Source organism: Amycolatopsis thermalba (assembly GCF_023376025.1).
Lineage (GTDB): Bacteria > Actinomycetota > Actinomycetes > Mycobacteriales > Pseudonocardiaceae > Amycolatopsis_E > Amycolatopsis_E thermalba.
The window spans coordinates 426424-438738 of sequence record NZ_CP091196.1 but is presented as its reverse complement, the minus strand read 5'-3'; the positions used below and the strand labels follow the sequence as shown (position 1 = coordinate 438738).

Below are 12315 nucleotides of genomic sequence, written 5' to 3'. Positions count from 1 at the left end.
AACCAGCTCACGCGAGGATGGAGGTGCACGGGAAACCAGCCTGCTGCGCCTCCCACATGCCGAAGGTGCGCCGCTGCACCGAGGCGATGAAGGACTCCTCCTGCGCGGTCAGCGAGCGGCCCTCTTCCTTGGCCTGCTTGCGCATCCCGTCGACGGTGGCGTACAGCGCGAACACCGGGCCCTCGCCCCGCAGGTAGAAGGCGCGCTCCCGCTCGGTTTCGGCGATGAACTCGGATTCGGTCAGCGCGCGGAAGTTCGACGGCAGCTCGTCCTGGAGGACCTTCTCCAGGTGCGCGCTGTTCTCCTCGAACTGGCCGGTGCGCACGTTGAGCAGGAAACCGGTGAGGTTGCCGTCGCCGTCGCGGTCGACCTTGTAGGTCTTGTTGAAGCACTTGAAGTACTGCGGCGTCGGGATCTCGGCGACGTCCTCGACCAGGGGTTGCTGGGGCCCGTCGAGCTTGCGGTGACTGCCGCCCCGGCTCGTGCCGGCCGCGCCTGGTGCGGGCATGCCCGGCAGCGGCGGCATCATGCTCACCGCGCCGACCGTGCCGTCGGATGTGCGCACCTGCATGTCCAGCGGGCCACCCTGGGCGAGGCGGTCGTCGGCGGACAGGACCTCCAGACCCGGGGTGCCGGCGAGCTGCGCGGCGGCGCGGTAGGCGTCGTCGGCGCTGCCGACCTGCATGCCGGCCGACGCCAGCCCCGTCAGGCGGGAGGCGTCGCCGTCGAAGCCGGCGAGGTCGCGCTGGAGCTCGTCCCAGCTGGGCGAGGACGCGGGGACGGCGGTGCCCCGACCGCGTTGGCGATCCCGCCCAGCGCCGAGTCCAGCTCCTGCCGGGCGGCCGCGGCCCGCGCGAGCTGATCGCGCAGGTAGGCGTCGGAGTAGGCGGGGTCGGCGGCGCGCGAGTGGTCGAAGCCGGGCTGCAGGTGGTCGCCGATGCCGGCGGTGCTGGCCGGGCTGCCCGGGGTGGCCGGTGGGTAGCCGGCCGGCTGGGGCTGCTCGGGTTGCTGCGGGTGGTCTCCCGGGGTGATGCCGAAGTTCGCCTGGACGTGGTCCGGGATGTTCGGCATCGGCAGCTGCTCTTCCCAGGCTTCCTCGACCACCGGGATCGCGTCCGGGTAGGTGATCAGGTTGACGAGGAGGCCCAGGTTGGTGAGCAGCAGGCGCCGGAGGCCCGGGTTGTTGTCGACGGCGTCCCGGAGTTCGGGGTGCTCATCCAGCAGCCGCCGGAACGCGTCGTCGATCCGCATGGTCTGCCCGTCGACGACGACGGTGTCATCGCCCGGCGCCAGATCGTCGGCGGTCCGGTCCGGCTCGTCGCTGCGCCGTTCCGGTTCGGGCGCGTCGTCCCGCGACGGTTCCGGCTCGGCGGGGGTGCCGTCGCGGGTGTGCTCGGGTTCGGCGGGGGTGCCGTCGCGCGACGGTTCGGGCTCGGCCGGTGTCTCGTCGCGGGCGGGTGCCGGTTCCGCCGGTGCGTCGTCGCGCCGGAGCTCCGGTGTTTCTCGCCGGTCGGGGTCCGGAATTCCGTCTTCCGGAAGCCCCGCGGCCTCGCCAGGTGCGTGCGGGCGTTGCGGGTTGACCGGCACGTCCGGCGCGGTCACCTGCGGCGACTGCCCATGGGCCACCCGCGGATCGACCGGCGGCTGCTGGTGCACCGGCGCCTGGGGCGGCTGCTGGACGGGCGGCTGGTGCTGCACGGGGGCCTGCTGAACCGGCGCCTGCTGCACCGGCGGCTGCTGCACCGGCGCCTGATGGGGCATCGGTGGCTGCTGCACCGGCGCCTGATGGGGCATCGGCGGCTGCTGCACCGGCGCCTGATGGGGCATCGGCGGCTGTTGCACGGGCGGCTGCTGGGGCATCGGCGGCTGTTGCACGGGCGGCTGCTGGTGCTGCACCGGCGGCTGCGGCTGCTGATGCACCGGCGCGACCGGCCCCACCGTGATCGGTGTGGTCGGCGTCGGCGCGCCGTGCTGCAGCGGCGTCGTCGGCGTGTGGTGGACCTGCGGGATCTGCTGCACCGGCGGGTTCGGCACGGTCGGGGCAGGCGTGTGCGGCGCCTGCGACGACCCGTACGGCAACGCCATCTGCGGGTTCGCCGCGACCCCGTTGCTGGTGGCGAGCGACCCGAACGGCAGGAGGCTGACGCTCGTCGGCTTGGTCGGCAGCTCCATCAGCCCGCCGTTCTGCGGGTCGATGAACGTGACGCCTTCGGGCGTGTTCACGGCCAGGGCGACGTGCGCCGCTTCCGAACCGTCCGGTTGCTTGAACGACACGTAGATCACGCTGTGGTCGCCGTGCCGCATGTTCGCCACGTGCGCGATGGCGTTGTCGTAGGTGCCGATCCCGTCCACCCACCTGGCGCCGAGCTGGTCCTCCAGCCACTTCATCCGGTCGAAGGCGCCGAGGTCCCTCGGCAGAACCGGATCGGCCTGCGAGTCGATCCCGATCAGCCGCTGCGCGTACGCCACGACACAGCGGCTGCAGTTGTGCCAGTAGCCCTTGTCGACGGCGTTCGGCACGTTGCGGTTCGGGTTGACGTTCGGCAACTCCGGGTGCCGCGCCGCGACGTAAGCGCCCTCGTGCGGGCCGGCCGTGCCGGCGTGGATGGCGGGCAGGCTGTGCAGCCCCGGCGTCGCGCCGGCCAAGTTCGACCAGGGCACCAGCTGGTTCTGCAGCAGCGGCACGTTCTGGTGCACCGGCGGGACGGGCTGGTGCTGGAACGGTCCCTGCTGCGGGTGCTGGAACGGCCCTTGCTGCTGGTAGGGCGCTTGTGGCCCCTGATGCTGCTGGGGCCAGCCCTGTTGCGGCGGCGCCGACTGGTAGGGGTTGTGCACGGGCGCCTGCTGGTGCGGTGCGCCCTGCCCGTACTGCTGCGGCGGCGCCGACTGGTACGGGTTGTGGACCGGCGCCTGCTGGTGCGGCGCGCCCTGCTGGTACTGCTGCGGGGGCGGTGCCTGGTTCGGGTGCGTGGGCTGCTGGTACGGGTTCTGCACGGGCGCCTGGTGCGGTGCGCCCTGCCCGTACTGCTGCGGCGGCGCCGACTGGTACGGGTTGTGCATCGGCGCCTGCTGGTACGGCGCGCCCTGCTGGTACTGCTGCTGGGGCCAGCCCTGCTGCGGCGGCTGGTTCGGGTGCGTCGGCGCGGGCTGCTGGTACGGGTTGTGCATCGGCGGCACCTGGTGATGCGGCGCGCCCTGCCCGTACTGCTGCTGCGGCCAGCCGTGCTGAACCGGCGGGCCGGCCTGGTGCACGGGTGCGCCCTGGTGGGGTGGCTGCTGCTGGTGCCCGTGCGTCGCGGGGGGTTCCTCGGAGCGGCGGAACGGGTTCCAGCCGCCGGGCTGCGGCCGTTCGCCGTCCAGCCGATTGCGCAGCGCGCTGCCGTCGCCGGCGTTCCAGACCGGCTCGGTGCGTGCGGGTCCCCCGCCGAGCAGCTCGCTGATCCGGTTGACCGGCGGTTCCGGCTGGGCGGCCGGCGTCGGCTCGCTCTTGCTGGACAGCGGCGTGCCGTCCCCGGTGTGGGTCTGCATCAGGTGCACACCGGACGGGTTCGGCGGCAGGTCGGCGAGCCGGTTCGTCATCGGGTCGACCAGCGCCACGCCGTGCTCGGTGTTGACCACGCTGAACGCGCGCTGACCATCCGGCGTGTCGACCGACAGCACGGCCCGCGAGCCGACCGGCTGCCCGGCCATCTCACGCACCACGCTGTTGTAGTCCGGCAGCTGGTGGAACTCGCCGCGGAGCTGCCGGGACAGGAAGTCCCTGCCGCGCGGGTCATCCGGCCTGCCCGGCTGTGCCTCGGCCTCGATGCCTTCCATCCGCAGCTCGAACGCGAGCACGGACTCGGCCGAGTTGTTCCGGTAGGCCTCCGGCATGCCGTCGGCGTAGTAGCCGCGGGTGTTGACGTCCGCGATCTCCGGCAGGTGCTCGCGGAGGAACCGCACCTCCTGGTGGGCGTTGCGGGTCGGGGCGCTGGGACCGGTGGTCTGGACGCGCGGATCCACGGGATCCGTGCTGCGCGCGTGGATCGCCGGCTCACCCACGACGTCGGACGACCGGCGGATGTCGCCCCAGCCGTTCGCCGGCTCGCCGATCTTCGGGGGTTCCGGCGTCTCCGTCTTGGGGCTGGTCTCCGGTTCGGACTTCGGCGGGGTGTCCGGCACCGCGGCCTCGCCGCCCACCATCCGCGCGAAGCCCCGCCTGGACGCGGCCTCGATCTCCGCTGCCTGGATTTCGGCCAGGTCGCGGTTGCGGTCCATGTGCTGCTTGGCGGCCTCGGGCGGGAGGTAGCGCGGGTCGTCCGGCGTGATCTCCTCGAGCCGGATCACCCACTTCTTGCCGCCGCCGGGGGTCTCGACCTCGATCTTTTCCTTGACGACGAGCTGGGTGCCGGGCTTGTACAGGACCTCGTGTTCCGCCTTGTTCGAGGCCATCGACTCGATGTAGCGACCGGTCTTGCCCTCGATGATCATCTCGACGTCGCCGGGCCACTTCGCGGGGCCCAGGTCGGCACGGCTCGAACTGAGGAACTGCGACTCGACCACGACGGCACCGAGTTCGTACCGGCTCGCGACGATGGCCGCCGCCTCGCCGCGCACGTTGACCCGGCGCACGGTTTCGCCCTGGTGGGTCGGCATTTCGTTCAGGCCGGAGACGAGCGCACGGACCATCGGCATGACCTCGTCGAGGTTCCGGCCGGTGCGCAGGGCCTCGTTGATCGTGGCGAAGACCGCGCTCGAGGTGTAGCTGTGCACGGCGTAGGCGCCGTTGTCGGTCATGTGCCGCAGAGCCGCGTCCAGGTCGCGCATCGCCAGCGCTTCGAGGAACTCGTGCTCGTGGGTGAGCCGGCCCGTGCGCTCGTCGACGATGCCGGTCTCGAGCTGGGCTTCGCCGAGGGCGTCGAAGTCGGCGCGGTCGTGGGTGCGGAAGTTCGGGTCCGCGATGTACGGCTCGTCGACCACCGGACGGTCGCGCTGGGGCGTCGCGTCGTCGGGAGCCCGGTCCGGTTGGGGTGCGCTGTCCTGGTAGGGCGGGCGCTGATCGGTGGGCGGCGCCTCGTCGCGAGGCGGGGCCGGGGCGTCCTCGGCCGGGTCGAAGGGGTTCCGCTCGGTGGCGGGTGTTTCGTCGCGGCGCGGGGTGGCCGTGTCTTCCGCGGGGTCGAACGGGTTGCGCTCGGAGGTGGGTGCCTCCTCGCGCGCCGGGGCGGCGGTGTCCTGCGCGGGGTCGAAGGGGTTGCGCTCGGTGGTGGGTGCTTCGTCGCGGCGTGGGGTGGCCGTGTCTTCGGCCGGGTCGAAGGGGTTGCGCTCGGTGGTGGGTGCTTCGTCGCGGCGTGGGGTGGCCGTGTCTTCCGCGGGGTCGAAGGGGTTGCGCTCGGTGGTGGGTGCTTCGTCGCGGCGTGGGGTGGCGGTGTCTTCCGCGGGGTCGAAGGGGTTGCGCTCGGTGGTGGGTGTTTCGTCGCGGCGTGGGGTGGCGGTGTCTTCCGCCGGGTCGAACGGGCTGCGTTCCGAGGTGGGTGTCTCCTCGCGCGCTGGGGTGGCGGTGTCCTGCGCCGGGTCGAACGGGGTCCGTTCCGAGGTGGGTGTCTCCTCGCGGGCAGGGGTGGCCGCCGTGTCTTGCGCGGGGTCGAACGGGCTGCGCTCGGTGGCGGGTGCCTCCTCGCGGCGCGGGTCCGTGTCGAGCGGGCCGCGGTCGGTCGCGGGCGTCTGCTGTGCTTCGGGGGTCCGCTCGGCGGGCAGCGCCGTGTCGCCCGGTGTGGGCTGGGGTGCCGGCGTCTCGGCGGGCGGACCCGCCTGGTGGACCGGCGCCGGCTGCTCCGGCGGGCGCGCCAGCATCCAGCGCGGATCGACGGGCGCGCCGGGACGGCCACCCTGCGGTGCCTGCTGCGGCGGCGGGCCGTACCCACCCTGCGGCGAGCGTGGCGTCGGAGGCCCGTACGCCGGCGGCTGCCCACCTCGCGGCGGTTGCTGCTGCGGCGGCGGACCATAGCCGCCCTGGGGCGGTCGCGGCGGACCACCGTTCGGCGGCGCACCCATCGGGCCCCGCGGGCCCTCGGGTGGCGTGTTGCCGTAACCGCCCACCGGCGGACGACCGCCCTGCGGCGGCTGCCCTTGGAACGGCCCACCCTGGACGGGACCGCCTTGCGGCGGACGGTTCGCCCCGCCCTGGACGGGGCCGCCCTGGGGTGGCTGCGCCGGGCCGCCCTGGAAGGGGGCGCCCTGCACGGGGCCGCCCTGGGGTGGCCGGTTCGGGCCGCCTTGCGTGGGGCCGCCTTGGAAGGGAGCGCTCTGCACCGGGCCGCCTTGTGCAGGGCCGCCTTGGAAGGGTGCGCCTTGGGGTGGCCGGGCCGGGCCGCCCTGCGTGGGGTTGCCTTGGACGGGGCCGCCCTGGGGTGGCTGCGCCGGGCCGCCCTGGAACGGGGTGCCCTGCCCGGGGCCGCCCTGGGGCGGACGGTTTGGCCCGCCTTGGGCAGGGCCGCCACCTTGGAACGGGGCGCCCTGCACGGGGCCGGCTTGCGGTGGCCGGTTGGGGCCGCCCTGGAAGGGGCCGCCTTGCGGTGGGCCGTACTGGGGGGCGCGGGGTGGCTGTCCGCCCGGCCCGTAGCCCTGTGGCGCGCCGCCGGGGTAACCCTGCATCGGCGCGGCGGGAGGCATCTGCGACTGCGGCGACTGCTGCTGGGGCCCTCGGTCGCCCTGCTGGGGGGCGCCGCCGGTCGGGCCGAAGCCGCCGGGGGTGTAGCCGGCGGCGGTCACGCCGTCCGGACGCGTCGGCGGCGGGTCGTTGGGCCCGTAACCGCTGCCCGGCTGCACCGGACCCGCGCCGGCCGGGACCGGCATCCGGTCCGCGCCGCTCACCGGAGCGCCGTCCGACGCCCCGGCCGAACCCCGCGCCGTCCCAGCTGAAGCCGCGGACGCGCCACCACTCGAGCCGAGCGGCGAACTCGCCGGGGATCCGGCCGAACCCGCGGAGCTTGCCGAGGAACCGACGGAGCCCGCCGAGGAGCCGGCCGCGCCTGCGGCCGAACCCGCCGAACCGGCGGAGGAGCTGGCCGCACCTGCGGCCGAACCCGCGGAGGATCCAGCCGAGCCGGCCGAGGAACCTGCGGAGCCGGCCGAGGAACCTGCGGAGCCGGCCGAACCGGCCGACGAGCTGGCTGAGCCTGCTGACGAGGCCGCGGATCCTGCCGAAGAACCGGCCGAACCTGCAGAGGAACCGGCGGATCCCGCAGAAGAACCGGCGGAACCTGCAGAGGAACCGGCGGAACCTGCAGAGGAACCGGCGGATCCTGCCGAAGAACCAGCCGAACCGGCCGAAGAACCGGCGGATCCTGCCGAAGAACCTGCGGAGCCTGCAGAGGAACCCGCCGAACCGGCCGAACCCGCCGAGCCGGCCGAAGAGACGCCGGCCGTTCCGGCTGGTGGGCCGCCGGCCTGGTTCGGCGTCGCGGTCGGTGGCGCAGTCGGAGCGGACTGGCCCTGCTGTCCGGAGCCGTCCGAAGTGGACCGTGGCGCGTCCGTTGTTCCGGGGGCCGGGCGGTCCGCCACGACGGCGGACTGGCCGCTCACCCGGTCGTTCGCGATCGCGTTCGAGACCGAACCGGACGCACCGTCCGAGTGGGATGACGACGCGCCCGCCATCGCCGGCTCACGGGCTGCTGACGAACCACCCGAAGACGAACCACCCGAAGACGAACCACTCGAAGACGAACCACCCGACGAAGAACCGGAATCCGAGCGCGACGAACCGCCCGAATCCGACGACGACCCACCCGACGACCCACCGGAATCCGACGAACCCGAATCCACCGGCGACCCGTCGACCTTGATGTTCCCCGCCCGCACGTCGGCGTTGAAGTTCTTGATCTCGTTGATCTGGTCCTTGGCGCCCCCGGTCGCGCGGTCCACGGCACCCGCCGACGCGCCCATCGCCAGGTCCTGCATCTTCAGGTTGCCGAGGTCACCGGTCAGCGCGGCCTGCCCGACCGTCGTGGCGACGCCTTCGACCGCGCCGCGCGCACCCTCGCGCACCGCCCGGTCCGCGATCTGCCCCGCGACGCTGTCCTGCAACCCCTTGGTCGCACCCTTCGGAATGGCGTGCCCGGCCGCCCCGGCGACACCGCCCGCCACACCGCTGGCCAGCGCACCGGCCGTCTTGTTGAAGTCCCAGTCCTCGAGCTTGCGGTCACCCTTGGCGACCTGCACGCCCTGGATACCCACGTCCAGCGCCAGGTTCATCGCGACGTTCATCGCGACCTGCTTGGCCAGGTGCTTCAGCAACTGCAGCGCGACCTTGCGGAAGCCCTCCTGCAGCATCTTCTGCACGAGCTGCCGGAAGACCATCTGCACGGTCATCCGCGTGGCCATCTGCGCCGGCACGATGCCCGCGGTCGACCCGCCGAACGTCACCACCGCGGCCGCGATCATGGCGGCGATCTGGATCGCCAGGATGATCAGCGACGCGATGATCATGTACTTCGTGTACTCGACGTCGAGCGCCGTCGAGTCCGCCGACTTCGCCAGCGCCTCGCACGCCTTGGTCAGGTTGACGAAGTACGCCTCGTCGCCGGTGACGAACTTGTCCCACATCTTCTGGAACTCGACCGCCGGCTGGCCGGTCCAGGTGCTCAGCACCTCCGAGGCGGCCCCGTTGGCCTTGTCGACGACGGGCCCGAGCGCGTCCCGCGCCGCCAGCCAGGCGTCGCGGACCTCGCGCAGCTTGTCCTCGTCGCCCTCCGGCCAGTGCTCGCCCACGACGATGGGCAGCAGCCACTTGACGTCCTCGGGGAACTCCATCCCCATGGCTAGACCTGACCCGCGGCGTTCCGCACGGCCTTCTCGGCGTCCTTGTGCGTGCCCTCGGTGGCGTCCGCGGCCTTCTTGACGGCCTTCGCGACGTCCTTCAGAGCCTTGTCGAGGTTGCCGAAGGCCGCGACGCAGTTCTTCGCCGCCGGCTCGTAGTCCTTGGCGAACGCCTGGCCGGACTCGTCATTGCCCCAGCAGGCGCCCTGCGCGTCGAGCGCGGCCTTGAGCGCGTCGCCGGCCGCCTTGAGCGCGTCGCCGGCTGGCGGGAACTTCCCCGCGCCGGTCCGGACCGTGTCCGGGTCCATGTCGTGGCCGGTACCAGGTCCGGTCATCGGTCACCCCGCGTCATCCAGGTGTCGGGCATCTCGTCGTCGTCGGTGGTTGGACGCGGGCGACGCGCCACCGGTTTCGGTGCGGGCGGCGGAGCCGGCACGTCCCGGCGCATGATCGACTGCGACTCCGGGTCCGGCGCGGGCGCGGGCTCCGGTTCGGGTTCGAGGAAGTCCGGGATGTCCGGCATCAGCCCGGCCAGCGACGGCGCGCCCTCGATGAACTCGGACAGGTCCGGCAGGTCCGCGGTCAGCGGCCGGAACAGCTCGGCCTGCTGCTGCTTGACCTCCAGCATCCCGCGGCGCACCAGATCGCTGATCGTGCGCGCGAGCGCCTCCGGCCGGGTGCGGTCGAACGTGGTCGGGGCGAGCTTGAGGTCGGCGAGCGTGCCCTGGGCGTCGATGGTGATCTTGACCAGACCGTCCGGCGAGGACAGTTCCGCGGTCAGCGCGGACGCGGCCTGTTGCGCCTCCCGCAACTGCGCGGTCTGCTGCTGGAACTTGTCCATCAACTGGTCGACGGTCTCACGCATCGCCGCGTTGCGGGCTTCCTTCTGCGCGCGGTCGTCCCCCGGGGTGCTCACCCGGGCCACTCTAGTGGGCCGCCTTCGTCCGGTCGGCGTAATCGGGCAAATTCCGTCACTCGGTACGCGTGCGCCGGGCGATCACCAGGTATCCGGCCGCGCCGAGCAGGTACAACGCGGTGGCGACGAGCAGCAGCGGCACCGACCGCCCGCTCAGCGGCACGATCGTGGCGGCGAGTGAGACGGCGATCACCTGGGTGATGTTGAACAGCGTGTCGTACAGCGAGAACACCCGTCCGCGGGCCTCGTCGCGCACGTCGTGCTGGATCGAGGAGTCCACGCACAGCTTCACCACCTGACCGGCCGCGGTGATCACGAACGACGCGACCAGCACGGTCGGCAGCTGCATCGGCAGGCCGAGCCCGGCCTGCGCGACCGCGGCGATCACCAGCGCTCCCGGGATCGCGCGGCGGCGGCCGAGGCCGCGCACCAGCCGCGGGGTGAGGAAACCGGCGAACAGGATCCCGGCGCCGGCCATCGCGGCCAGCTGCCCCAGCCCGGGCAGCCCGGCCCTGAGCAGCCCGTGGTCGGTGAAGCTGAACCGCAGCAGCAACACGGTGATCAGCAGTGAGATGCCGTAGGACGCCCGGTGCGCGAGCAGCGCGACGAACCCGGCGACGACGCTGGGCGCGCCCAGCGCGGCCTTGGCCCCGTCGACCAGGCCGCGGGCCACGGCGAGGAAAGCGTCAGTGGGCTCGTCGACCGTGTCCGGCCCCAGCGCGCCACGGGCGAACCGGCGGGCGATCGCGGCCGAGACCAGCGTGCCGAGCATCGCGACGGCCGTGGTCCAGCCGGACCCGCTGTTCCCGGCGCCGATCAGCGCCCGCACGCCGATCGCCACACCGCCGCCGAGGACCGCGACCAGCGAGCCGAGCGTGGTGGCCAGCGCGTTGGCCGTGACCAGCGTGCCCGGCGGTACGACGTGCGGCAGCGACGCGGACAGCCCGGACCCGACGAACCGGGAGATGCCTTCGACGATCAACGCGAGCACGAACAGTTCGAGCCCGGCGAACCCGAGCCCGACCGCGACCGCCGTCGCGACGATCGCCGTGCCGCGCAGCAGGTTGGCCACGATCAGCACGCGGCGCCGGTCCCACCGGTCCAGCAGCGCGCCGGCGAACGGCCCGATGAACGAGTACGGCAGCAGCAGGACGGCGAACCCGCCGGCGATGGTCAGCGGGTCGGCGCCGCGCTCGGGGTTGAACAGCACCGCCCCGGCCAGTCCGGCGCGGAACACGCCGTCGGAGAACTGGGCGGCGAAGCGGGTGAACAGCAGCGTCCGGAAGCCCGCCATCGCGAAGAACGCGCGCGGCGGGACCTTCCGGACGGGCTGTGCACTCGCTGTCACGGCTCACCAGCCTACGGTGCCGAAACGCGGGGAAGGAGGGGAGGATTTCGAGGCCGGCGCACTTGGTCGCCTCTCGGCGGCATTGCGCAGTGTGGCTCCTGCCGAACGGTATTCCACAAAGGCTTTTCTTCAGTGAGCCCGGGGGACACGGAGTGCGCCGGCCACCCAGTCCAACGGGTGGGGGCCGTCCCTTGTTCCCGGCGCCGTGGCCCGGTTTTGCGGGAGTGGGATCATGGGGGCGTGCCAGCGGACGCCGAGGTTGAACCGGGATCGCTCCTGGTCGCCGCTCCTACGATGTTCGATCCCAACTTCCGCCGCACGGTGGTGTTCATCATCGACCACCGGGAGGAGGGAACGCTCGGGGTCGTCCTGAACCGCCCGAGCGACGTGCCGGTCGACGACGTGCTGCCCAGCTGGGGGCGGCACGTGGTGGAACCGCAGTCGGTGTTCGTCGGCGGCCCGGTGGAGAAGAAGACCGCGTTGTGCCTGGCCGCGTTGCGGGCCGGGGAGACCGCGTCCGGCGTGCCCGGGCTGATCGGCGTGCGCGGGCCGGTGGCGCTGGTGGACCTGGACGCCGATCCGGACGCGCTGGTGCCGAAGGTGCGCGGCCTGCGCGTGTTCGCCGGTTACGCGGGCTGGGACTCCGGCCAGCTGGACGGCGAGATCGACCGCGGTGACTGGCTGATCGTCCCGGCGCTGCCCAGCGACGTGCTGGCCACGCCGGAGCGTGATCTGTGGGGTCAGGTGCTGCGCCGTCAGGGCGTGCCGACGGCGTTGCTGGCCACCCACCCCGGCGACCTGCAGCGGAACTAGGGCCAGCCCCTCGCCCGACCACCACCCCCCACGGAGGCTGTCATGCCTGCACGGCACACCCGCCGCACGCGCAGCCCGAGCAACCGGCCGGCACGGCGGGCGCGGGCGGCGGCACGGTCGCCGCGGCCCGGTGACCCAGCGCGCCACCACCGGCGACCAGCGCGAACATGCCGACCAGGCCGATCGCGGTGGCGATCAGCACGCCCGCGGTGCCCGGCATGAGCAGACCGGCGATCCCGGCGACGATCCCGACCACCCCGGCCACCATCGTGGGCAGCCCGGCGACCCGGTTCGCCAGCCGGAAGGCTTCGTCGGAACGCAGCGTCGCGGCGGTGCGCACGCCGGCGCCGCGGTCGCGCGGCAGCTTCTCCCGCCAGCCGAGCAGGCCACCCCAGCCGACGACGACACCGAGCACCAGAGGAATGAGCGCGACTACCAGCACGCT

At 73.2% G+C, this 12315-nt stretch carries 7 protein-coding genes; 1 reads left to right on the top strand and 6 read right to left on the bottom strand.

What is annotated here, in order from left to right:
- Window positions 1-7: 7 nt before the first annotated feature.
- Genes L1857_RS02165 through L1857_RS02145 form a run of 5 tightly spaced genes read right to left on the bottom strand, consistent with a single transcriptional unit; the run spans window position 8 to window position 11003 of the window.
- Window positions 8-685 (bottom strand): hypothetical protein, encoded by a 678-nt coding sequence (locus L1857_RS02165; protein ID WP_249464338.1) that lies wholly within the window; start codon window positions 683-685, stop codon window positions 8-10.
- A gap of 20 nt (window positions 686-705) precedes the next feature.
- The gene (locus L1857_RS35305; protein ID WP_283258002.1) at window positions 706-8793 is read right to left on the bottom strand and encodes a WXG100-like domain-containing protein; all 8088 of its coding nucleotides are present in this window, start codon (window positions 8791-8793) and stop codon (window positions 706-708) included.
- Window positions 8794-8795: 2 nt separating this feature from the next.
- On the bottom strand, window positions 8796-9128 hold the full coding sequence (locus tag L1857_RS02155) for a hypothetical protein (protein ID WP_167481520.1): 333 nt from the start codon (window positions 9126-9128) through the stop codon (window positions 8796-8798).
- A complete protein-coding gene (locus tag L1857_RS02150) occupies window positions 9125-9709 on the bottom strand; it encodes a YbaB/EbfC family nucleoid-associated protein (protein ID WP_116110405.1) in 585 nt (194 codons plus the stop codon). Before L1857_RS02150 ends, L1857_RS02155 begins: the two co-directional genes overlap by 4 nt.
- Before the next feature lie 55 nt (window positions 9710-9764).
- Window positions 9765-11003 (bottom strand): MFS transporter, encoded by a 1239-nt coding sequence (locus tag L1857_RS02145; protein ID WP_116110404.1) that lies wholly within the window; start codon window positions 11001-11003, stop codon window positions 9765-9767.
- 270 nt (window positions 11004-11273) lie between these two features.
- On the opposite strand from L1857_RS02145, the gene L1857_RS02140 reads away from it, so the two are divergent.
- Window positions 11274-11870 carry a YqgE/AlgH family protein gene (locus L1857_RS02140; RefSeq protein WP_255407826.1) on the top strand — a complete coding sequence of 199 codons (597 nt, stop codon included), beginning with the start codon at window positions 11274-11276 and terminating at the stop codon, window positions 11868-11870.
- 40 nt (window positions 11871-11910) lie between these two features.
- Here L1857_RS02140 and L1857_RS02135 read toward each other — a convergent pair whose 3' ends face one another.
- Window positions 11911-12312 carry an SdpI family protein gene (locus L1857_RS02135; RefSeq protein WP_094003299.1) on the bottom strand — a complete coding sequence of 134 codons (402 nt, stop codon included), beginning with the start codon at window positions 12310-12312 and terminating at the stop codon, window positions 11911-11913.
- Window positions 12313-12315: the final 3 nt, after the last annotated feature.